Here is a 21,291-nt window from a genome sequence, read left to right as displayed (position 1 = left end):
TCAGCACTGGCCGTCTGCCCGAAGTGGACACAGGTGGTTCACCGCGAAGCTCTTCCCCGAAGCGGAACACAAGTGACTGACTAGGGAGAATCACGGTGGTAGATCCACAGTGGACAGGGCAGCCGGTTCTTTCCGGACGTGGGCTGGTGAAGCGATACGGCACGCAGCACGCGCTGGCCGGGATCGACATCGACATCCAGGCGGGTGACGCGGTCGCCATCGTCGGGCCTTCGGGCTCGGGCAAGACCTCCCTGCTGCACGTGCTCGCCGGGATCCTCCGCGCCGACGCCGGGCAGATCTTCCTGGCCGGGCAGCGGGTCGACCAGCTCAACGAGCGCAAGCGCAGCGAACTGCGCCGCACCGAGTTCGGTTTCGTGTTCCAGTCCGGGATGCTCGTCGCCGAACTGAGCGCCGAAGAGAACGTCGCGCTGCCGTCGCTGCTGGGTGGCAAGGGCCGCAAGGAATCCATCGAAGCCGGCCGCGAATGGCTGGCGAAGCTCGGCCTCGCGGGCAAGGAAAAGCGCCGCCCCGGCGAGCTTTCCGGTGGTGAGGCGCAGCGCGTCGCGATCGCCCGCGCCCTGACGCACCGGCCGAAGGTGATCTTCGCCGACGAGCCGACCGGTGCGCTCGACACCCGCACCGGCCGCGCCACCATGGACGCGCTGCTCGCGGCGGCCGCCGACAGCGGCGCCGCGGTGATCGTCGTGACGCACGACCGCGAACTCGCCGAAGCCATGCCGCGCACCGTCTCCATCCGCGACGGCCTGATCGCGACGAGGTTGGCCGCGTAATGAACAGCTTCCAGCTGGCCATGCGGGTGCTCCGGGTCGACCGCCGGACCCGCACGTCGGCCATCCTCACCGCGGTCGGGGTCGCCGTCGCGACCAGCCTGGTGCTCCTGCTGGCCTCCCTCCCCGGTGCCACGCAGGCCCGCTCGCAGCGGGCGATCTGGCAGGACATCGGCAGCTACTACTCCCAGTCCGGGGAGAGCCAGCGTCCGGCGCCGCTGCTGATGGCGGCGAACAAGGACTACTCGGGCGATCGCGAGATCATCCGCGTCGACATCGCCCAGACCGGCAATTCACCGATCCTCAGCCTGCCGCCGGGCATCCCGAAGCTGCCCGGCCCCGGCGAGTCGATCGTTTCCCCCGAACTCGGGAAACTGATCCAGGCCGCACCGCAGGCCCAGCTCGGGGACCGGTTCGGCAAACTCGTCGACGCGCTCGGACCCGATTCCCTGATGTACCCGGAGCAGCTGGTCGCCGTCGTCGGCCACACCCCGGAGTCGATGCCGAAGACGGCGATGGCCGCGGACGGCTTCCCGAACAAGCAGGCGAAGCCCGACCCGATGCTCGAACTGCTCGCCTGGGTCGGCGTGATCGTCCTGCTCGTGCCGAGCCTGGTGCTCGTCGCGTCCTCGGCCCGGCTCACCGCCGCCCGGCGCGAAGTGCGGATGGCGGCGCTGCGGTTGGCAGGGGCGACCCCTGGCCAGGTGATGAAGATCGTCGCCGCCGAGACGGCGTTGTCCGCGGTGGTCGGCGCCTTGCTTGGCATCCTGGTGGCACCGGCGCTCCAAGGCCTCTCGACGTTCGTTCCCTGGGCAGGCGGGACCTGGCTCGCGTCGGACTTCAGCCTTCCGGTCGTCTCGACCGTCGCGATCGCCGTCGTGATCCCGCTGCTGGTCGTCGTCGCCGGGATCCTCGGCATCCGCCGCGTCCTGAAGACGCCGCTGTTCGCGGCTTCGGCCCACGCCCGCAAACCACTGCACTGGTGGCGGCTGCTCGCGGTCCCCGTGGCCGGCGCCTTCTTCCTCTTCGCCGTCACCCAGGACAACGGCAGCCTGCCGATGGTGATGCTCGGGCTGTTCCTGCTGGTCGGGTCGGCCGCGATCATCGGACCGTGGGTCACGTCGGCGGTGGGCGGCACGTTCGTCCGGATCTGGCGCAAACCGGCCTCGCTGCTGGCCGGGCGCAGGCTCCGCGACGACCCGAAGAGCGCGTACCGGGCCACGGCGGGTGTCGTGCTCGCGGTGTTCACCGGCTCGATGGCGCTCACGCTGCTGCCGACATTCGAGTCGATGGCAGGCGGTGGACGGACCTACCAGGACAACGTCCTCTACGCCGGATCCGACGCGACCCAGGCCCAGCAGATCGCCGAGAGGACCAACGCGTCGCTCGTGCGCAACGGGGTCACCGAAAAGGCCATCGCGGTCGGCCAGGTCTACCTGTCCACCGGCGACGTCGGCACCCGCTCGCAGACGCTCAGCCGCGCCTTCGTCATGACCTGCGAGGACGCCGCGAAACTGCTGCGGGTGAACATCGGCGGCACCTGCCGGCCGGGTCCGGCGATCTACAGCAGGACCAGCCTCGACCCGTCGGCGTACCAGGTGACGAACGACTACGACAAGGCCGGGACGCCGCTGGACCCGAAGGCGCCGGTGCACCTCTTCCCGTCCAGTGACGAGGACACCTACGGCACGATCGTCATCGATCCGGCCCTGGTGCCCGCGGGGGTCACGCCGGACCGCGTCGACGTGGTCGTGCCGACGACACCGCAGAACGGCGAGGTCGTGCGGACCGCGCTGGTCGGGGCGGCCCCCGGCCAGGAGGTCGTCAGCCGCGGCCTGCACCTGATCGGCCAGCAACAGGAACTCGGCGACCTGCGCCGGGTCACCGTGATCGGCCTGATCGCCGCCGGGGTGCTCGCCGGCTGCAGCGCGGCCGTCGCGACCGCAGGTTCGGTGATGGACCGCCGCCGCACCTTCGGGGCACTCATCGCGGCCGGGACACCGGTCAAGGTGCTGGCGAGGGCGCTGCGGATGGAAGCGGCCCTGCCCGCGATGGTGGCCACCATCGGCGCGGGTGCGGTCGGGGTCGGAGTCGGCATCGGGCTCTACAGCATGGTCGAGAAGGACGGGATCGTGCTGAGCCCGTGGCTGCTGGCGCCCGTGGTGCTGGGAATCGGGGTGGCGTTGCTCGGGGCATCCATCTCGACCCCGGCCCTCAAGCGGGTGCAGTCGGAGCCGTTGGCCGACGAGTAAAAGGTTCGCCCGAATGGCGTCATGACGCCGGGGCGGGCAGGTCTCGTGGGTGGAGTCGGAGGTAACCACCCACGAGCCGGGTGCCCGGTCATCCCTCTGTCGGGGGATGGATGAACGGGCACCGGGGATGCGCAGGGGGCATCCCGAGGCACGGGGGTGTCAAGAAAGGGCCGGTCAAGGACGTGGGGACGTCCCTGACCGGCCCTTTCAGGCGTTCTATACCCGCTCGAAGATCAGGTCGTGCGAGATCCGGCCCTCGACGTCGGCACGGTTCTCGAACTTCGTGATCGGCCGCCATTCCGGACGCGGCGCCCAGCCACCCGGCTCGCCGGCGTGACGGTTGCGCAGGAGCGGCTCGGCCGAGCAGACCTCCATCATCTGCTCCGCGTAGTTCTCCCAGTCGGTCGCCATGTGGAAGGTCCCGCCCGGCGCGAGCCGCGAGGCCACCAGCGAGACGAACTCCGGCTGCACGATCCGCCGCTTGTGGTGCCGCTTCTTCGGCCACGGGTCCGGGAAGTACAGCCGGACCCCGGCCAGCGAACCCGGCTCCACGTGCGACGTCAGCAGCACGACGGCGTCGCCGTGCATCAGCCGCAGGTTCTCCACCCCGAGCTTCTCGGCGCGCAGCATCAGCTGGCCCAGCCCTGGGTCGTACACCTCGACCGCGACGTAGTTGAGTTCCGGCGCGGCGGCCGCGAGCTGGGACGTGGTCTCGCCCATGCCCGAACCGATCTCCACCATGACCGGGGCCTGCCTGCCGAACCAGTCGTCGAAATCCACCGTGCCTTCGGGCAGCTCGCCGACCGTGCGGCCGAGCGACGGCCAGAGATCGTCCCAGGCTCGCTGCTGCCCGACGGTCATCCGGCCGCCGCGTTTGACATAGCTGACCACGCTGCGCATCCGTGGCTGGTCCTCGTTTTCCACCCGCCCATTAAACGCGGGCGCTCTGCTCGCCGGTGAACCCGCATCCGCGATCACGTCGGCAGGGCGCATCGGTGGTAAACCACGTCACTTCGGTCGACAAGCGCCCTGCCACCGCGATAGCGGGGCCTTCGGCCGGGGCGGGTTCGCTTTGGTCGAGTTCCGGAGCGCGCTTTCAGTTCCGCTACCGGACGGCTTCGAACTCCCCCAGCCGCGAGCGCAGCCCCGCGAATCCGCCGACCGCGATCGGCGGCGGTGTCGTACTGGAATGGGCGGCGAGAACGTCGATCCAGCCGTCGTGGCGGCTGGTGTTCAGCACCGTGGTCGGGATCGAATGCCCGGAGGCCCCGCGTTCGGAAGGCATGAACTCCCAGTAGCCGGATTCCCCGTCCGCGGCCCACGGGACGAATTCCCAACCGGGACGCCTGCCGAGCAGACCGCAGATCCGATCTTCGATGCGGAAACCGAGTTCCCGCGATTCGAGCCTGCCTTCGACGACGGCGCGAAGCCACCATGGCGCGGGGATTTCCCCGTGCATTCCACTGGACGCGCGGTACAGCGCGACAACGAGATCTTCGGGCGCTCGGTGCACCCAGGCGCGACGGATATCGGACGGCTTGGTCGCCGACGCCACCGTCCGGGGTAGTTCGATCGCCTGTGACCATTCGAGGTCGAGCATGGGCTCGAGTCGCGGCCGTGTGCTTTCCGTGCGGGCTTTCGGGATCGTGCGTTCCACTCCCTGACCGGAATCCACCGTCAAGGATCACCTCCGGGGCCGAGAGCCGAAAAAGCGGCTCATCCCGAGCATCGCCCGGTCACGAACAGTATGTCCGCATCCTGTGAGAGAAGCCACAGGCTCTTAACGTGGACTTAACTCCTTTGGCCGCGGTAAAAGCTCACGCGTCCCTTCGATGGGTGATCATCAGTCCGGCCGTATAGACAATCACGCAGATGCCGCCGAAATATGTCAAATAACCCCACGGCCCCAAGGGCGGCGCGAGCTTCAGCATCGAAACCGTCAGATCCGGTCCGGCGAACTGATTCGCGGCGACGAACGGCATCCACTGGTAGATGTCGCCGCCAACGCGGGGAATCAGCATGACGAGCCCTTCGATCAACTGTGTCCAGGCCAACGCGAACACGAGGGCGAACGCGGGACTGCGGAACAGCAGCCCGAGGCCGACACCGAGGAGACCGGTCAGCGCGAAGGTCAGCCCTTGCCCCGCGACCGCGCGCCAGTCGGCGCCCGAAGCCAGGCCGAGGTCGGCGGCCGGTTTGATCAGATACGCGATTCCCCAGGAGCAGAAGCCCACGATCAGGCCGATCAGGCCCGAGAACAGCCCGACGACGGCGCCCTTCGCCAGCAAGGCGGGAACGCGGGACGGCACCGCCTGGAAGGTGAGCTTCAGCGTGCCCCAGTTGAACTCGGTCGCCGCCGCGAGGATGGCGAGGACGAGCACCACGGTCCGGCCCATGGCACTGGCCGTCTGCGTGGTGGCGACGGTCGTCTGGTTCTCCAGCGGTACGAAACCGAAGAACAGTGCGGTGTAGCCGATCGCGAGGACGACCGCGATTCCGGCGCACCACCAGGGCGCACGCGTGCTCAGCAGCTTGATCCGCTCGGCGCGGAGCAGGTTCGCCGCGGTCATCGGGCCACCTCCGGGACACCTGCGCCGTACTCGACGGCTTCGGCTGTGAGTTGCATGTACGCCTGTTCGAGCGACCCGGTGAGCGGTTTCAGCTCGTGGAGGGTCGCGCCCGCGGTGAAGGCGAGTTCGCCGATGGCGTCACTGTCCATTTCGGACACGACGATCGCGCCGTCCTCCTCGCGGAACTCGGCGCCCTTCTCGGTCAGCGCCGTCCGCAGTTCGGGCAGATGCGGGCTGCGGACCCGCACGCCGAGGCCCTTCGCGCGGCCGATGAAGTCCTCCATCGTGCCCTGGTAGATCAGCTTCCCCCGGCCGATCACGACGAGGTCCTGCGCGGTCTGCGCCATCTCCGGCAGCAGGTGGCTGGACACGAACACGGTGCGGCCCTCGGCGGCGAGCGCGTGCATCAGCCGCCGGATCCACACGATGCCCTCGGGGTCGAGCCCGTTGACCGGCTCGTCGAACAGCAGTACCCGCGGGTCACCCAGCAACGCCGTCGCGATCCCGAGCCGCTGCGACATCCCGAGGGAGAACTGCCCGGCCCGTTTGCGCGCGACCGACTCCAGGCCGACCAGCCGGAGCACCTCGTCGACCCGTTTGTCGGGAAGGCCGTTGGTCGCGGCGATCCACCGGAGGTGCTCGCGGGCGGTGCGGCCAGGGTGCCGCCACGACGCGTCGATCATGCCGCCGATCGTCCGAAGTGGATCACGCAGCTCGCGGTAGGCCTTGCCGTCGATCGTCGCCGAACCCGACGTGGGGCCGTCCAGCCCGAGCATCATCCGCATGGTGGTGGACTTGCCCGCACCGTTGGGGCCGAGGAATCCGGTCACCCGACCCGCCTCGGCGGTGAAGGAGAGATCATCGACGGCGAGTTTGTCGCCGTAACGCTTCGTGAGCCTGGTGGCCTCGATCATCGGCCTCCCTCCAGTGGATTCCGACAGTACCAACGGGGAAAGGACCGGGCAGCCCCCCGACAGGCGGCCCGGTCCTTGTTCCCCTTTTTTCTCCCCGGCCGGATGCCCCGCTCCCCCGAGCAGACGTCCGGCTTTCTCCCCTGTGGAAGTTCTTACGCGTCGCGTTTTTCGGCGACGACCAGCGAGATGATCAGCATCACCAGCGCGAAACCGGCGAAGTAGGCCAGGGATCCGCCTTGGCTCAACGGCGCGTCCGCGACGGCGGGGCCCGAACCGGTGACGAACCGGTCGGCGACGTGGAACGGCATCCAGTCGTAGATGTCCTGGCCGATCTTCGGGATGAGCCGGATCAGGTTCTCCACCGCGAGGACGTAGATCAGCAGGAGCGAGATGGCGCCGGCGCTCTGCCGGATCAGGATGCCGACGGCGACCGCGATCACGGAGGCGAGCGCGAACACCAGCCCCACCCCGGCGACGCTGAGCCACTCCGCGGCGGTGTTCAGCATGAGGTCTTCCGGCCGCATGGCCGAGGCGAGCCCCCAGGCGCCGAACGCGGCGATCTCGCCGATCACGAGCGAGAGCAGCGCGACGACGCCGGTCTTCGCCAGCAGCGCCGCCTTGCGGTTCGGCACGGCCTGGAAAGTGGTGCGGATGGTGCCGAAGCGGTATTCGGTGGTCACCGAAAGCGCGGCCAGCACCATGATCACGGTCATACCGAAGGTGTAGCCGAACTGGGTGTTCGAGACGTCGGTGAATTCGCCTGCCGGCAAGGCCCCGGCGAAGATGGCGGCGAAGCCGATCACGACCGAGAGGGCGATCAGCGCGCACCACCAGGGTGAGCGTGTGGTGAACAGCTTGATGCGTTCCACGGCGAGCAGAGTCATGGCGTTTCTTTCCTGGGAAGGAGTGGTTGGCTACTGGGCGGCGGAGACCACTTCGGCGGCTTCGGCTTCGAGACCGGTGTGGTACTCGACCGAATCGCCGGTGATCTGCATGAAGGCCTGCTCCAGGGAGCCGGTCTGCGGGCTGAGTTCGTGCAGCACGATCTGGTTGGCCGCGGCGATCTCGCCGATCTTGTCACTGTCCAAACCGGACACGATGATCGCGCGGTCCTCGTCGGTGACCTGGGCACTCGCCTGCGTCAGCGCGGCGCGCAGCGCGGGCAGTTGCGGCGACCTGACCTTGACCGTGTTTTCGGCGGCCCGCGCCACGAAATCCTCGGTGGAGGACTGGGAGATCAACTGTCCCTTGCCGATCACGACCAGCTGGCTCGCGGTCAGCGCCATCTCCGAGAGAAGGTGCGAGGAAACGAACACCGTGCGGCCGTCGTCGGCCAGCCGGTGCATGAACTTGCGGATCCAGAGGATGCCCTCCGGGTCGAGCCCGTTGACCGGCTCGTCGAACAGGAGGACCTCAGGGTCGCCCAGCAGTGCGGCCGCGATCCCGAGCCGCTGCGACATGCCGAGCGAGAATCCACCGGCGCGCTTCCCGGCGACGCTGGTGAGCCCGACGGTCTCGAGCACCTCGTCGACCCGGCCCGCCGGGATCTTGTTGGACTTGGCCATCCACTGCAGGTGCGCCCGCGCCGACCGGTTGGGGTGCACCCACTTGGCGTCCAGCAGCGCCCCGACGGTCCGCAGCGGTTCCTTCAGCTCGCGGTACTGCTTGCCACCGATGCGCACCTGACCCGAGGTCGGATTGTCCAGGCCGAGGATCATCCGCATGGTCGTCGACTTGCCCGCCCCGTTGGGGCCGAGGAATCCGGTGACCTTCCCGCTCGCGACGGAGAAGGACAGGTTGTTCACCGCCAGTGTCTTGCCGTACCGCTTGGTGAGGCCCGCTGCCTCGATCATGTCTGCTCCCCTCGGCGACTGCGAGAACAATCGTCGTCCATGTGGGTGGCCGGGCGCGTCATCCTGAGGTGCCAACCTGGTACCCGACCTGAGAAGTAGCTTGCCGTCTCCGGACGGCGTACGCGATCGGTGACACCCCTGAGAGTGACCCTGAATCGCCAGGGTTAATGAACCGTGGTTCAATAACGACATGGCGAGGCCCCGCACCATCACCGACGAACGACTGCTGGAAGCGGCGGGGACCGTGATCGGCAAGGTCGGCCCTGGTTTCACGCTGGCCCAGGTGGCGGCGGAGGCAGGCGTCGCGGTCGGCACCGTCGCCCAGCGGTTCGGTTCGAAAAACGGCCTCCTCCAGGCGTTGAGCCGGTTGAACACGCGATCCGTCGTGGGGCTGATGCGGGACTGCGGCGAGCTGGCCGATCCCGTGGAGGCCCTGCGCGCGGCGGTCGTCGTGATCTACGAGGGCCTGGGGACGGCGGAAACCGCGGCGAACCATCTCGGGCAGCTGGGGGTGGACATCGGTGATCCGGAACTCCGTGCCCTGCTGGGTGAACATTTCACCGCCGTGGAGGCGGAGTTGCGGCGGCTGACGCGTGCCGCGGCACGGGACCTGCCGGGGGCGCCGGGGGTCGTCCGTGCGGCGCGAGTGCTGCTGGGGGTGGCGAACGGGGTCGCGCTGGACTGGTCGATCCGGCCGAAGGGCCGGATCGTCGACCGACTGGGGCAAGACGTGGACGCGGTGCTGACCGCGTGGAAAGGAGTGTCCTGAATGGACCGGAAAGTGGCCGTCGTCACGGGGGCGACGCGAGGATGCGGCCGGGCGATCGCGGTGGAGCTGGGCAGGCTCGGCTGGACGGTGTTCGTCACCGGCCGCACGACGAGGGACCGGCAGTCGCCGATGAAGCGGTCGGAGACGATCGAGGACACCGCAGAGCTCGTCGACGCGGCGGGCGGCTGGGGGATCCCCGTCCGCACCGACTTCACCGAAGTGTCCGATGTGGACGCGCTGAAGGCGCGGATCGAGTCCGAAGTGGACGGCCGGATCGACCTGCTGGTCGACGACGTCTGGGGTGGAGACCAGTTCGCGGACTTCGACGGGGCGTACTGGAACTCCAGCCTCGACGACGCGCTCACGCTGGTGCACAACGCGATCGACACGCACCTGATCGCGTTGCACCGGCTGCTCCCGCTGGTCGTCCGGCGGGAGGGCGGACTCGTCATCGAGGTCACCGACGGTGACCACGACGAGTACGTCGGCGCGGGAATCCCGTATTTCCTCGCGAAATGCGGGATCCGCGCGATCGGCCGGGCGCTCGGCGCCGAACTGAAGAAGTACGACTGCGTCGGCATGACCGTCACGCCGGGTTTCCTGCGGTCGGAGGCGATGCTCGACTACTTCGGGGTCACCGAGGAGACCTGGCGTGACGCGGTGGGCAAGGCCGCCCCGGTCGACTTCGCCATCTCGGAGACCCCGGCGCTGCTCGGGCGCGGGGTCGCGAAGCTGGCGACCGACCCGGAGGTCTCGCGGTTCGCGGGCAAGACGCTGGCGTCGTGGACGCTGATGAACGAGTACGGCCTGACCGACGTCGACGGCTCGCGCCCCGACTTCGGCAAGTGGATGGCCGAAGTCCGGGACAAGGGCCAGGACACGGCTACGGCCGACCACTCCCTGTACCGCTGAGGTCGGGCCTCGTGAGTGGCTAGGACGGTTAGAACCGTCCTAGCCACTCACGAGACCCACAGGATGTCGGGCTGCGCTGGGTTTGAGCGGTGGCGGTGGTGTCGCGAAGGAGGGAGGGGCGAGGGGGCTTGTCACTTACGGGTGCCCCGCCGCTGCTCTCCAGGTCCGCGGCCTCGTGGGACGCGTTGCGAAAGCCACTTTCGCAACGGTGAAGGTTGCGAAAGTGGCTTTCGCAACGCGCCCGCCCGCCGGACCGCGCCAGGTCCAGGCAGTCGTGAGCGGTAAAGCGCGTTAGAACCGTCCTAGCCACTCACGAGGCAGCACCGACGCCTCACCGCTGCTTCTTCCCGGCCAGCACGTCCAGGTAGTGCTGGTTGACCATGATGCCGAGGACGTTGCCGAAGGGATCGACGACGGCCGCGGTCACGAAGCCCGGACCGCGCTCGATGATCGGCTCGTACTCCTTCGCGCCCTTGGCGAGCAGCGCCGCGAAGGCGTCCTCGACGTTGTCGACGGCCCAGTTCGCGATGGCTCCGCCAGGGCCGGGCTGGGCCAGCGGCGGCCGGTAGTCGCCCCGGACCAGGCCGAACTCGTGCTGGTAGTCGCCGATCCGGAACTCGGCGTAGGCCGGCTTGCCGTCGTGACCGTCGCGGACGAAGTACGGCTCGATCCCGAACAGATCCGAGTACCACTCGATCGCGGCGGCCAGATCGTCGGCGTAGAACGTGGTAGTGGTGAGACCTCGCAGCATTTCCTTCTCCTCAGGTAGTGGCTCTGAAGACAAGGATCCGCCGCAAAGTGCTCACCGAATGACCACTTTGTTTCTCAGGTGACCCCTGGCCGCGCCAGGCCGGTCTCGTAGGCGAGCACGACGGCCTGCACCCGGTCACGCAGATCCAGCTTGGACAGGATCCGCCCGACGTGCGTCTTCACCGTCGCCTCGGACAGGAACAGCGTCTCGGCGATCTCCAGGTTCGAGAGGCCCTTCGCGATCAGCACGAGCACCTCCCGCTCCCGCTCGGTGAGGACGTCGAGCTCGGCCGCGTCCCGCAACGGCTTCCCGCCGCCGCCGACGAACCGGTCGAGCAGCCGCCTGGTCACCGAAGGCGAGACCACAGCGTCGCCCGAAGCGACCGCCCGCAGCGCCGACACCAGGTGATCCGGCTGCGTGTCCTTCAGCAGGAACCCGCTCGCCCCGCCCTGCAACGCCGAATAGACGTACTCGTCCAGGTCGAACGTCGTCATCACGAGCACACGGGCCGTCCCGGCTTCGACGATCCGCTTCGTCGCCTCGACCCCGTCCAGCACCGGCATCCGGACGTCCATCAGCACGACGTCCGGCCGCAGTTCCTCGGCGAGCTTGATGGCCTGCGCGCCGTCACCCGCCTCGCCGACGACATCGATGTCGGCCTGCGCGCCCAGGACCATCCGGAACCCGACGCGCATCAATTCCTGGTCGTCGACGACCACCACCTTGATCACGTCGCCAACCTAACCGGGAGCCTCGCGTGCACTTGCCACCCTCCACCGGGAGCGGGCCCGACCTCCAGCGTGCCGCCGAAGACGTTCGCCCGTTCCCTCATTCCGATCAATCCGTTCCCGCCGGGGACGGAAAGCTTCCGCGGTCCCGACGGCGCGCCGTGCGACGCCGTCTTCGTGGCCGCGGGCACCAGCTGCTTCGCCCGGCCCGCGCCGTCGTCGGTGACCCGGACGTCGATCACGTCCTTCTCCCGGCGCACCAGCACCTCCGCCTGCGCGCCATGCCCGGCGTGTTTCAGCGTGTTCGTCAGCGACTCCTGCACGATCCGGTACACGCCGAGCGAGACACCGGCCGGCAGCCCGTCGAGCGCGTCGGAACCGATCGCCAGCGTCACCGGCACCCCCGCCTGGCGGATCCGGTCCGCGAGGTCGGTCAGCGCGCTGGCGTCCGGCTGCGGCACCCGCGGCTCGTCGTCACCGTCGCTGCGGAGCACGTCCAGCAGCCGCCGCAGTTCGGCGAGCGCGCCGCGGCCGGTCTCCGAAATCGTCTGCAAGGCCCGTTTCGCCATCTCGGGATTCCCGTCGACCGCGTAGGACGCGCCGTCGGCCTGCACGACCATCACGCTCACCGCGTGCGCTACGACGTCATGCAGCTCACGGGCAATCCGGCCGCGTTCCTCGCCGACGGCGATCCTGGTCGCCTGGTCCCGTTCCGTCTCAAGTAGATGCAACCTGGCTTCCACCTCCTCGTGATAGGCGCGCCTCGCGCCGGCGAATTCGCCGAGCGTCCAGCACAGTGCGGTGGAGAAGACGCCGATGATCGCCAGCACCCACACGTCCTCCGGCGGGTCGACCCACAGCTGGACCGACGACGTGATCAGCGTCGCCAGCAGGAACAGCAGCCCCTGCTTGCGTCCGACGTAGACCAGCACCGAGTAGATGCTGATCATCACCCCGAACGCGCTGGCGGCGCCCAGTTCCAGCGCCCCGTGCGGGATGCTGACCAGCAGCAGCGCGTACGCCGACCACAGCGTCGCCTTCCGCCGGAACACCAGCGGGGTGACCATCGCGATGTCCAGCGGCACGACCACGTACCAGGGCGGCATCGGGACTTCCGGCGTCTCGACCGCCGCCACGTAGAACAGCAGGTCGGTCAGCAACAGGACGACGGCGATGAAACTGTCCCCCGCCATGGGGTGGGCACGCATCCAGAGGCTCAACCGTCGCACCTGGTAACACTATGTCGGCCCTGGCCGCTCGCGCGTCGGTCGCCGGTACCACCTTCGGTGCGACCCGAGGATGAGCGGCATGGCACGATTCGGGTCGGCAGGCTCGACGACTGGGAGGGGGCGGGCGCCGTGACGTCAGCGACGGAGCAGGGCCGTCTCGCCGGCCCGCTGTCGATGTCGGTGGCGAACCTCTGCCACCGCCTGCAGCCGCAGGTGTCCGCGCGCACCGCGGCGGGCTTCGCCGAGGTCCTGCGAAGACTGGGCGGCCCGCTTCAGGTCGCCGTCGCCGGCCGCATCAAATCCGGTAAGTCCACCCTGGTCAACGCCCTGATCGGCCGCCGGGTCGCGCCGACCGACGTCGGCGAGTGCACCCGGCTGGTGACCCGGTTCCAGTACGGCACGGTCGACCGCGTCGAGATCGTCTTCAACGACGGGCGCAAACAGGTGCTGCCCTTCGCCGCCGACGGGATGATCCCGGCTGAGCTGGGCATCGACATCGACAAGGTCTCGCATATCGAGGCGTACCTCACCAACGCGGTCCTCCAGGGCATGACCGTCATCGACACTCCTGGTCTCGGGTCGCTCGACGCCGCGTCGGTGTCGCGGACCGAGGAGCTGCTGGGCGCGGCCAAGCACCGCAAGCCCGACAGCGACGAAGAGGAAGAAGAAGGCTCAGACGAGCTGGACGACACCTCGCGCAGCGCCGTCGCGGGCGCCGAGGCCGTGCTGTACGTCGTCACGCAGGGCGTGCGCGCCGACGACCAGCAGGCGCTGGCCGCGTTCACCGCCGCGACCGCGAGCCGCGAGGCGGGGCCGGTCAACGCGATCGCGGTCCTCAACAAGGCGGACACCATCGCACCCGAGTCGGTCGAAGGCTCGGGCGGCGACGTGTGGAAGGCCGCGACGCTGTTGTCGGAGAAGCAGGCCTCGACGCTGAAGCCCCGCGTCGCGGACGTGCTCCCGGTGATCGGGCTGATCGCCGAGTCGGCCGAGTCCGGCGGGTTCACCTCCGGCGACGCCGAGGCGCTGCGCCAGCTGTCCGGGATGGACGACGACATCCTCGAGACCATGCTGATCTCGGCGGACATCTTCACCAGCTGGGACTGCGACGTCGCGGCGGGGACACGGCTGCGGCTGCTGGAGAAACTGGACCTGTTCGGCGTCCGCTACGCCGTCGAGGCGATCCGCGCGGAGCCGGAGATCACCGCGGGCTCACTGCGGCGGAAGCTGCTCGACGCCTCGGGGCTCGAAGCCGTCCGACAGCGGCTGAGCATCGTCTTCGCCGCCCGCGCCGACGGCATCAAGGCGGCCGCCGCGCTGGCTTCGGTCACCGCGCTGGCCCACGCGTCGGGCGACCCGTCGGAACGGCAGCGCGTCCACGACGCGATCGAGGTCCTGCTCGCCAAGCCCGAGGCACACCAGCTGCGGCTGCTCGAAGCGCTCACGCTGGTCGCGTCCGGCGCCGTCGACATGCCCGAGGACCTGTCCGAGGAGGTCCTGCGGGTCGGCAGCAACGCCGACATCGGCGCCCAGCTCGGCAAGCCGGGCGCTCCCCGCGCCGAACTCGCCGCTCACGCACTGGAACGCGCCGGCTGGTGGCGCTCCTTCGCGTCCTTCGGCGCGACGCCCGCCCAGAGCCGCGTCGCGCACGTCGTGCACCGCGCGTACTTCCTCATCTGGCAGCAGATCCGCGACTGATCGCGGGCCGGTTTGATAGACCGAGCGCTCGGTCTAATAATGGGCCCATGGAAACGATCGTCGACGAGCCCCAGTGGCTGCGCACGGCCTCCTGGCTCGGCTGTCCGCTGGTGGGCGCCGGGATCGGCTGGTTCCTCCAGTCGATCGCGGACTGGGTGGTCTCCCTGAGCTGGGTCCCGTTCAAGGGGCCGTTCCAGCTCGTCTCGGACATCCCCGACCCGTGGGGCCCGGTGGCCGGGGCGGGCGCCGGCCTGGTCCTAGGGCTGCTGTTCGCCGCGGTCTGGGCGCACGAGCGGCTGATCGTCAAGGTGACGCCGACCCGCATCACCCTGACCGTCAAGGGCCGCACCCGCGCCTACGAGGCCGAACTGCAGGCCGTCTTCCTCGACGGCAAGGAGCTCGTCCTGCTCGCCTCGGACGGCCGGGAACTGGCGCGGGAGAAGGGTGACGTCGACCGCGAAGCCGTCGCCAAGGCCTTCACCGAACACGGCTACCCGTGGCACGCCGAACCGCCGGCGGTGAAATGAGGACGGTCGACCCGGCCAAACACGAGGCGAAACGCCGCGCCATCCTCGACGCCGCCGCGTGGTGCTTCTCGGAGAAGGGCTTCGAGAAGACGACGACGGCGGAGATCTGCCGCGCCGCGGGGATCAGCACCGGCAGCCTGTTCCACTACTTCCCGAACAAGCGCGCGGTGTTCGTCGGCATCTTCGAGCAGGACGGCGACGAAACCGAGGCCATGATCGCGGCCGCCTTCGAGATCGAAGACCCGTGGGAGGCGATTCTCTGGGTCCTCGCGCACATGTCCGAACAGCTTCTCCACCCCATGGCGGCCAAACTCGTCCTCGAAGTCGCCGCGCAATGCGCTCGCGATCCCGAACTGGCCGAACTCGTCCAGGGCAACGACCGCGCCTTGCGTGACGCCCTGGTCGGTCTCGTGACACGGGCGGTGGAAGCGGGCCGGATCGATCCCGGCCTCGACGCGAAGACGGCGGCCAGCTGGCTCGTCGCGCTGATCGACGCGCCACTCTCCCGCGTGATTCTGGAGCCGGACCTCGATCCGGCCGCGGAACTGGCCGTGATGCGGGTGCTCATCTCCAGATTCCTTCGCCCCGTTCTGCCGATTTCGCCCCCGGCGGGCGGGCGGGTGTCCGACACTGGTGAAATCTCTCCGGGCTGATCGGTCGGTCCGGGACACCAGTTACGGGGGTCGATGCGGGTGGGAGCCTGGCTGCGCAAGAAAGCGGTCGAAGAGGAGAACCCGGACGACGTGCCGACCGGTCAGATCTCGGCGGTGAGCATCGCGGCGATCATCGCCGAAGCCGACGGTGAGACTTCGCCGCCCGAGGGAACCGAGCCGGTCGAAGCCGCGTCGAACACCGATGTGGAGTCCACGACCACGGGTCCGGCCGACCTCGAACAGGCTCTCGCCGACAGGCAGGCGCTGATCCAGCTCTGCCTGTACGCCCTCGATCGCGCCCGCAGCGGCGGCGTCGTCGAGCGGCTCGAACACGGTCTCGCCGGGATCGGCGTCCGTGCCCTGCGCCCGGACGGCGAGCGGTTCGACCCGGCCGTGCACGAGGCGGGCGGCGCGGTCGCGACCGAAGACCCGGCACTCGAAGGCCTGGTCGCGGAGACCGAGGTCGTCGGCTTCGCCGATCACGACCGGGTCCTGCGCGCGCCGATCGTCATCGTCTACGCGAAGAAGGCCCAGTGACCGCTCCGAGTGCGGCGGCCAATCTGCCGTCGCTCGTGAAAAGCACGCGCGAGCAGCTGCTCACCGTCGTCCGCGAAGCCGATCCTCAGGCCGCGAAATGGGTCGAGGACATCCGGAAGGCACGGCCGAAGAAGCCGTCGGTCGTGGTGGTCGGCGAGACCAACCGCGGCAAGAGCTCGCTCGTCAACGCGCTCCTCTCCATGCCGGGACTGTCCCCTGTGGACGCCGACGTCGCCACGGCGACGTACCTCGTTTTCGAGCACGCCCAGCAGTGGTCCGCGCAGGCCTGTTATCCGGGCCAGCTGGCGCCGGTGCCGATCAACCTCAACGACCTGATCCACTGGGTCTCGGCCGCGCACGAGCTGCCCGAAGGCCAGATCCCGCCCCGCTACGTCGAGGTCTCCGGTCCCGTCCCGCTGCTCGAACGCGTGTCCATTGTGGATACCCCTGGCGTCGGCGGGCTCGACTCGATGCACGGCGTGTTGGCGAAGGAAGCGGCCGCCGGCGCCACCGCGCTGCTGTTCGTCGTGGACGCCTCTTCGCCGTTCACCGCGCCGGAACTGCAATTCCTGCACGACATGGGCGAACGCGTCGAAACCGTGCTGTTCGCGCTTACCAAGACCGACCAGTTCCGCGGCTGGCGCGAGGTCCTCGAAGCCGACCGGAGGTTGCTCGCCGAGCACGCTCCCCGGTTCGCCGACGCGGTGTTCCACCCGGTGTCCGCGCGCATGTTCGAGACGGCGGTCAAGGCCCCGAACGAGCAGATGGCGATGATGCTGCGTGAGAAGGCCGGGATCGCCGCGCTGCAGGGCGCGCTGCAGGAGATGCTGGTCGGCCGCTCGGCGATGCTGGGCGAGGCCAACACCCTGCGCGCGCTTTCGAGCGCGCTCGCCGAGCTCAAGGCGAAACTGCAGGCGGAAAGCCGCGCGCTGTCCGCCGGCGAGGCCGAAGCCGAACAACTGCGCCAGCGCCGCGACGACCTGAGCACCGAACGCCGCTCTTCGACGCGGGGCTGGCAGCTGAAGCTGCGCGCGGAGATCCAGCGGACCAGGGTCGAGGTCGGTCACGACACCAGCAGGCAGATGCGTGACGCGTCGACCCATTTCCGGCAGCAGATCGACGGCTCGAAGCGCGACGACCTCGCCGCGCTGCCGCAGCAGGTCGACATCGCGCTGCAGACGACGTCACAGCGGATCTCGATGCTGCTCTCCCAGCGGCTGAACCAGGTCACCAACGTCGCGCTCGCCGAACTGTTCTCGCCCGAAGAGCTCGACATCATCCGCGGCCAGTTCGCCAGGGCGGGCGGTCCGCCGGTCGTCCTGCGCCCGCCGGACAAGAAGCCGCCGACGGCCGAGGACAAACTGCTCATCTTCATGGGGGTTTCCGGCGGTCTCGGCGCCGGGAAGGTCGCCGCGCTGCCGCTGGCAGGCGTCGCGATCCTGAACCCGGTGATCCTGCCCGCGACGATCATCATCGGCCTCGGCGCCGGCTGGTGGATGGCGCGGACCCGCAAACACGCTTCGGACAAGCAGCATATGAAGCAGTGGCTGGTCGAGGCGATCGCCGACGCGCGGTCCACGCTGGACCAGCTCGTCGCGGAACAGCTGATCGAAGCCGAACAGCAGCTGTCGATGGCGCTCGACGAAGCCCTCGGCCGCCGCATCGACGCGATCGAGGCGGAGCTGAAGGAAGTCGACAAGACGATCAAGATGGGCGCGCAGGAACGGGCGAAGAAGATCGCCGTCGTCGCGAAGCGCTTGAAGGACGTCTCCGACGGTCGTGATCGTGCTGAGGCGCTTCTCGGGCGCATTCGGTCACTGCGGGACAATCAAGCGTGACCTTTCCTCGGCAGCCTTATGGACAGCAGTTCCCGCCGCCGGGACCCGTGCAAAGCCCGTTCCCTCCGCTGCCGCCTCAAAGGGGTTGCCCGCGAAGCTGCAACGGCTCAGCGAGGCCGTTCGCGATCCGCGGCGCCGCAAGAAGCTGATCCTGAGGGTGGTCCTCGCCGATCGCTCCCGCGGTGGATCACCTGTCGAAGTGACCCTGTTGTGGACCGGAACCGAACCGGCCTACGGTGAGTCATAAGCTTCGACACACCAGCAGGTCAACGAGGGGGTCATCCCATGTGGGTCGACGAGAGCGGCGGCACGGACACCGAGGCGGGCTCCACGGACGCGGTCACGGTCCACGTTGACGGCGAGGAGTACCAGGCCGAGCTCAACTACGACCTCGACAAGGACGGCGTGAACGACGCCGCGGTCATCCAGCACGACGACGGCACCGGCCAGGCGTTCGTCGACACCGACGGCGACGGCGAGGCCGATCAGTACGCGGTGCTCGACGAGAACGGCAAGGTCGTCCAGGAGGCCGTCTACGACGAGGCTTCCGGCGCCTGGGTCGAGGCAGGCGGTGGCGGCCACGACGACGGTTCCGACGCGGGCACCAGCGGCACCATGCACGCCGACATGCCCAGCGGCGACGTCGAGGTCGGCCCGCCGACCATCGACACCGACGGTGACGGGACTCCCGACACCGCCGTCATCCAGACGGAGGACGGCCGCACGATCGCCTTCACCGACAAGGACGGCGACGGCAAGGCCGACATCGCGGTGGAGACCGACGCCTCCGGCAACTCCAAGACCTATGAGCACACCGGACCCGGCCAGTGGACCGAGACCGGCAGCGGTGTGGTCAATGAGGACATCGGCTCGGCCTTCGCGAGCACTCCGGCGGCCACCGAGGGCGACCCGGCGGGCGACGCGGCCTGGGGTGGCGCGGGCACCGAGACACTCGAAGGAGTGGCGAAGATCGATTCCGCCACCGGCCAGTGGATCAGCCCCAACTAAAGCCCGAAATGGACTAAACCAATAGAAGAATGGTTTAGTCCATTTTGAAGGGCCAATTCGTGTAATCCTGGTCACAGAACAGCCCGGTACGAGACCTCGTACCGGGCTTTCTCGTGTCCGATTCGCCCTCCGGGCACTCCGCACTTGTGCCGTCGATCACCGGAAGAATTTCTGCTTATGGCCCATTCCGGTGATACTGAATCGATTCCCTTATCGTTCTTGTGAGAGAACCGACAGGTCAGCTCTCGGTTACCTGCCGGTCATCCGGCTACTCTCGGGGAATCCCAAAACCTGCACACCGGTCTTCCCGCCGGTGTGCGAAGCCATTCGGTCGCCGGCACTGAAGCCCGCATCGGAACAGCGTCGTTCCCGATGTGGGCTTCTGCCGTCGGAAGTCAGGAGTAGAGATGACCGCAGTCGCCATCCCTGGACTGGAAAAAGCGCCGACGACGCACAGTGGCGTGCTGTCCTGGGTCCGGGAGGTCGCCGAACTGACCACTCCGGACCGCGTGGTGTGGGTCGACGGGTCCGACGAAGAGGCCGCGCGTATCAACGCCGAACTGGTCTCCGCCGGCACGTTCGTGCAGCTCGACGCCAAGCCCAACTCGTACTGGGCCGCCTCCGATCCCAACGACGTCGCCCGCGTCGAAGAGCGCACCTTCATCTGTTCGGACGACGAAGAAGACGCCGGTCCCACCAACAACTGGATGGACCCGGCCGAGATGAAGGCCACGATGACCGAGCTGTACCGCGGGTGCATGCGCGGTCGCACGATGTACGTCATCCCCTTCTGCATGGGCCCCCTCGGAGCCGAGGACCCCAAGCTCGGCATCGAGATCACCGACTTCGCCTACGTCGTCGCCTCCATGCGCGTGATGACCCGCGCCGGCAAGGCCGCGCTGGACAAGTTCGTCACCGAGGACGGCACCGAGCGCTCGTTCGTCCCCGCCCTGCACTCCGTCGGCGCGCCGCTGGAGCCGGGTCAGAAGGACGTCTCCTGGCCGTGCAACACCACCAAGTACATCTCGCACTTCCCCGAGACCCGCGAGATCTGGAGCTACGGCTCCGGCTACGGCGGCAACTCGCTGCTGGGCAAGAAGTGCTACTCGCTGCGCATCGGCTCGGTCATCGCCCGCGACGAGGGCTGGCTGGCCGAGCACATGCTGATCCTCAAGCTGATCTCGCCGGAGGACAAGGTCCACTACGTCGCGGCGGCGTTCCCGAGCGCCTGCGGCAAGACCAACCTCGCCATGCTGCAGCCGACCATCCCCGGCTGGCGCGCCGAGACCCTCGGTGACGACATCGCGTGGATGCGGTTCGGCGAGGACGGCCGCCTGTACGCGGTGAACCCCGAGTTCGGCTTCTTCGGCGTCGCGCCGGGCACCGACTGGCACACCAACCCCAACGCGATGCGCACCATCGAAAAGGGCAACACGGTCTACACGAACGTCGCGCTCACCGACGACGGCGACGTCTGGTGGGAGGGCATGGGCGAGAAGCCCGCGCACGCCACCTCCTGGAAGAAGCAGGACTGGACGCCGGAGTCGGAAGAGAAGGCCGCGCACCCGAACTCGCGCTACTGCACGCCGATGTCACAGTGCCCGATCCTCGCGCCCGAGTGGGACGACCCGCAGGGCGTGCCGATCTCGGCGATCCTCTTCGGCGGCCGCCGCAAGACCACGGTCCCGCTGGTGAACGAGGCCCGCGACTGGCAGCACGGCGTGTTCATGGGCGCCACCATGTCGTCGGAGACCACCGCGGCCGCCGCCGGCGCGGTCGGCAACGTGCGCCGCGACCCGATGGCCATGCTGCCGTTCCTCGGCTACCACGCCGGTGACTACTTCAAGCACTGGCTGGACCTCGGTAAGAACGCCGACGCGGACAAGCTGCCGAAGATCTTCTACGTCAACTGGTTCCGCCGCGGCGACGACGGCCGCTTCCTGTGGCCGGGATTCGGCGAGAACTCGCGCATCCTGAAGTGGGTCATCGACCGCGTCGAGGGCAAGGGCAACGCGAACGAGACCCCGGTCGGCTTCGTGCCGTCCGCCGAGGACCTCCACACCGAGGGCCTCAAGGAGCCGCTGGCCGACATCCAGGCCGCCCTGGACGTCTCGGCCGACGAGTGGCGCAAGGAACTGCCCCTGATCGAGGAGTGGTTCGAGAAGATCGGCGACAAGGTCCCGTCGTCGCTGCGTGACGAGCTGGACGCGCTCCGTACTCGGCTCGAGCGCTGACGCAAACTCGCCGAAGGGGCGCCGTTTCGT

Annotated in this window: 20 protein-coding genes; 11 read left to right on the top strand and 9 right to left on the bottom strand. The window is 68.7% G+C overall.

Features of this window, described 5'->3' with window-relative positions:
- Positions 1-95 precede the first annotated feature (95 nt).
- Together AMYAL_RS0117155 and AMYAL_RS0117150 are read left to right on the top strand one after the other, a co-directional pair.
- Complete coding sequence (locus AMYAL_RS0117155; RefSeq protein WP_026467166.1) at positions 96-791, top strand: ABC transporter ATP-binding protein; 696 nt, start codon at positions 96-98, stop codon at positions 789-791.
- A complete protein-coding gene (locus AMYAL_RS0117150) occupies positions 791-3,040 on the top strand; it encodes an FtsX-like permease family protein (RefSeq protein WP_020632535.1) in 2,250 nt (749 codons plus the stop codon). Before AMYAL_RS0117155 ends, AMYAL_RS0117150 begins: the two co-directional genes overlap by 1 nt.
- 216 nt (positions 3,041-3,256) lie before the next feature.
- Here AMYAL_RS0117150 and trmB read toward each other — a convergent pair whose 3' ends face one another.
- The 6 genes from trmB to AMYAL_RS0117120 all read right to left on the bottom strand — a co-directional run bounded on the left by trmB (position 3,257) and on the right by AMYAL_RS0117120 (position 8,377).
- Positions 3,257-3,940: a tRNA (guanosine(46)-N7)-methyltransferase TrmB gene (gene trmB / locus AMYAL_RS0117145; protein ID WP_020632534.1), complete on the bottom strand. Its 684-nt coding sequence runs from the start codon at positions 3,938-3,940 to the stop codon at positions 3,257-3,259.
- A gap of 205 nt (positions 3,941-4,145) precedes the next feature.
- Positions 4,146-4,697 carry a hypothetical protein gene (locus AMYAL_RS0117140; protein ID WP_020632533.1) on the bottom strand — a complete coding sequence of 184 codons (552 nt, stop codon included), beginning with the start codon at positions 4,695-4,697 and terminating at the stop codon, positions 4,146-4,148.
- A gap of 160 nt (positions 4,698-4,857) precedes the next feature.
- Positions 4,858-5,610 (bottom strand): ABC transporter permease, encoded by a 753-nt coding sequence (locus tag AMYAL_RS0117135; RefSeq protein WP_020632532.1) that lies wholly within the window; start codon positions 5,608-5,610, stop codon positions 4,858-4,860.
- Positions 5,607-6,524: an ABC transporter ATP-binding protein gene (locus AMYAL_RS0117130; protein ID WP_020632531.1), complete on the bottom strand. Its 918-nt coding sequence runs from the start codon at positions 6,522-6,524 to the stop codon at positions 5,607-5,609. Before AMYAL_RS0117130 ends, AMYAL_RS0117135 begins: the two co-directional genes overlap by 4 nt.
- Positions 6,525-6,676: 152 nt before the next feature.
- The gene (locus AMYAL_RS0117125) at positions 6,677-7,408 is read right to left on the bottom strand and encodes an ABC transporter permease (RefSeq protein ID WP_020632530.1); all 732 of its coding nucleotides are present in this window, start codon (positions 7,406-7,408) and stop codon (positions 6,677-6,679) included.
- A 30-nt stretch (positions 7,409-7,438) separates the two neighbouring features.
- Positions 7,439-8,377, bottom strand: a complete 939-nt coding sequence (locus tag AMYAL_RS0117120; protein WP_020632529.1) for an ABC transporter ATP-binding protein — start codon at positions 8,375-8,377, stop codon at positions 7,439-7,441.
- Between the two features lie 190 nt (positions 8,378-8,567).
- On the opposite strand from AMYAL_RS0117120, the gene AMYAL_RS0117115 reads away from it, so the two are divergent.
- Both AMYAL_RS0117115 and AMYAL_RS0117110 read left to right on the top strand, forming a co-directional pair.
- Positions 8,568-9,146, top strand: coding sequence for a TetR/AcrR family transcriptional regulator (locus AMYAL_RS0117115; RefSeq protein ID WP_020632528.1), 579 nt, complete (start codon positions 8,568-8,570; stop codon positions 9,144-9,146).
- On the top strand, positions 9,147-10,058 hold the full coding sequence (locus AMYAL_RS0117110; protein WP_020632527.1) for an SDR family NAD(P)-dependent oxidoreductase: 912 nt from the start codon (positions 9,147-9,149) through the stop codon (positions 10,056-10,058).
- Positions 10,059-10,389: 331 nt separating this feature from the next.
- On the opposite strand, the gene AMYAL_RS0117105 is transcribed toward AMYAL_RS0117110, so the two are convergent.
- The 3 genes from AMYAL_RS0117105 to AMYAL_RS0117095 form a co-directional block, all read right to left on the bottom strand.
- Positions 10,390-10,809, bottom strand: a complete 420-nt coding sequence (locus AMYAL_RS0117105; protein ID WP_020632526.1) for a VOC family protein — start codon at positions 10,807-10,809, stop codon at positions 10,390-10,392.
- Between the two features lie 74 nt (positions 10,810-10,883).
- On the bottom strand, positions 10,884-11,540 hold the full coding sequence (locus AMYAL_RS0117100) for a response regulator (RefSeq protein ID WP_020632525.1): 657 nt from the start codon (positions 11,538-11,540) through the stop codon (positions 10,884-10,886).
- Positions 11,537-12,745 (bottom strand): sensor histidine kinase, encoded by a 1,209-nt coding sequence (locus tag AMYAL_RS0117095; RefSeq protein ID WP_425332237.1) that lies wholly within the window; start codon positions 12,743-12,745, stop codon positions 11,537-11,539. The genes AMYAL_RS0117100 and AMYAL_RS0117095 overlap by 4 nt, the downstream gene beginning before the upstream one ends.
- A gap of 195 nt (positions 12,746-12,940) precedes the next feature.
- Between AMYAL_RS0117095 and AMYAL_RS0117090 the strand changes: the two genes are divergently transcribed.
- The 7 genes from AMYAL_RS0117090 (at position 12,941) to AMYAL_RS0117055 (ending at position 21,261) form a co-directional block, all read left to right on the top strand.
- Positions 12,941-14,464: a dynamin family protein gene (locus AMYAL_RS0117090; RefSeq protein WP_093976505.1), complete on the top strand. Its 1,524-nt coding sequence runs from the start codon at positions 12,941-12,943 to the stop codon at positions 14,462-14,464.
- Between the two features lie 47 nt (positions 14,465-14,511).
- A complete protein-coding gene (locus tag AMYAL_RS0117085) occupies positions 14,512-14,991 on the top strand; it encodes a YqeB family protein (RefSeq protein WP_020632522.1) in 480 nt (159 codons plus the stop codon).
- A complete protein-coding gene (locus tag AMYAL_RS0117080; protein WP_020632521.1) occupies positions 14,988-15,644 on the top strand; it encodes a TetR/AcrR family transcriptional regulator in 657 nt (218 codons plus the stop codon). The genes AMYAL_RS0117085 and AMYAL_RS0117080 overlap by 4 nt, the downstream gene beginning before the upstream one ends.
- Before the next feature lie 33 nt (positions 15,645-15,677).
- The gene (gene grpE, locus AMYAL_RS0117075) at positions 15,678-16,181 is read left to right on the top strand and encodes a nucleotide exchange factor GrpE (RefSeq protein WP_020632520.1); all 504 of its coding nucleotides are present in this window, start codon (positions 15,678-15,680) and stop codon (positions 16,179-16,181) included.
- Positions 16,178-18,019 carry a dynamin family protein gene (locus AMYAL_RS0117070; RefSeq protein ID WP_020632519.1) on the top strand — a complete coding sequence of 614 codons (1,842 nt, stop codon included), beginning with the start codon at positions 16,178-16,180 and terminating at the stop codon, positions 18,017-18,019. The genes grpE and AMYAL_RS0117070 overlap by 4 nt, the downstream gene beginning before the upstream one ends.
- A 285-nt stretch (positions 18,020-18,304) precedes the next feature.
- Entirely contained in the window at positions 18,305-19,027 is a 723-nt protein-coding gene (locus tag AMYAL_RS0117060) for a DUF6802 family protein (protein WP_020632517.1), read from the top strand.
- 407 nt (positions 19,028-19,434) lie between these two features.
- Positions 19,435-21,261, top strand: coding sequence for a phosphoenolpyruvate carboxykinase (GTP) (locus AMYAL_RS0117055; protein ID WP_020632516.1), 1,827 nt, complete (start codon positions 19,435-19,437; stop codon positions 21,259-21,261).
- Positions 21,262-21,291: the final 30 nt, after the last annotated feature.

Source organism: Amycolatopsis alba DSM 44262, from assembly GCF_000384215.1.
GTDB classification, from domain to species: domain Bacteria; phylum Actinomycetota; class Actinomycetes; order Mycobacteriales; family Pseudonocardiaceae; genus Amycolatopsis; species Amycolatopsis alba.
The sequence above is the reverse complement of the archived record's forward strand: the minus strand, read 5'-3'. Positions and strand labels throughout refer to the sequence as shown.

Bases quoted from the DNA above. Each gene is read 5' to 3' on its own strand.
- AMYAL_RS0117150 (WP_020632535.1), top strand. From the start codon at position 791: ATGAACAGCTTCCAGCTGGCCATGCGGGTGCTCCGGGTCGACCGCCGG.
- trmB (WP_020632534.1), bottom strand. From the start codon at position 3,940: ATGCGCAGCGTGGTCAGCTATGTCAAACGCGGCGGCCGGATGACCGTC.
- AMYAL_RS0117135 (WP_020632532.1), bottom strand. From the start codon at position 5,610: ATGACCGCGGCGAACCTGCTCCGCGCCGAGCGGATCAAGCTGCTGAGC.
- AMYAL_RS0117130 (WP_020632531.1), bottom strand. From the start codon at position 6,524: ATGATCGAGGCCACCAGGCTCACGAAGCGTTACGGCGACAAACTCGCC.
- AMYAL_RS0117125 (WP_020632530.1), bottom strand. From the start codon at position 7,408: ATGACTCTGCTCGCCGTGGAACGCATCAAGCTGTTCACCACACGCTCA.
- AMYAL_RS0117120 (WP_020632529.1), bottom strand. From the start codon at position 8,377: ATGATCGAGGCAGCGGGCCTCACCAAGCGGTACGGCAAGACACTGGCG.
- AMYAL_RS0117115 (WP_020632528.1), top strand. From the start codon at position 8,568: ATGGCGAGGCCCCGCACCATCACCGACGAACGACTGCTGGAAGCGGCG.
- AMYAL_RS0117110 (WP_020632527.1), top strand. From the start codon at position 9,147: ATGGACCGGAAAGTGGCCGTCGTCACGGGGGCGACGCGAGGATGCGGC.
- AMYAL_RS0117105 (WP_020632526.1), bottom strand. From the start codon at position 10,809: ATGCTGCGAGGTCTCACCACTACCACGTTCTACGCCGACGATCTGGCC.
- AMYAL_RS0117095 (WP_425332237.1), bottom strand. From the start codon at position 12,745: ATGCGTGCCCACCCCATGGCGGGGGACAGTTTCATCGCCGTCGTCCTG.
- AMYAL_RS0117090 (WP_093976505.1), top strand. From the start codon at position 12,941: ATGTCGGTGGCGAACCTCTGCCACCGCCTGCAGCCGCAGGTGTCCGCG.
- AMYAL_RS0117085 (WP_020632522.1), top strand. From the start codon at position 14,512: ATGGAAACGATCGTCGACGAGCCCCAGTGGCTGCGCACGGCCTCCTGG.
- AMYAL_RS0117080 (WP_020632521.1), top strand. From the start codon at position 14,988: ATGAGGACGGTCGACCCGGCCAAACACGAGGCGAAACGCCGCGCCATC.
- grpE (WP_020632520.1), top strand. From the start codon at position 15,678: ATGCGGGTGGGAGCCTGGCTGCGCAAGAAAGCGGTCGAAGAGGAGAAC.
- AMYAL_RS0117060 (WP_020632517.1), top strand. From the start codon at position 18,305: ATGTGGGTCGACGAGAGCGGCGGCACGGACACCGAGGCGGGCTCCACG.
- AMYAL_RS0117055 (WP_020632516.1), top strand. From the start codon at position 19,435: ATGACCGCAGTCGCCATCCCTGGACTGGAAAAAGCGCCGACGACGCAC.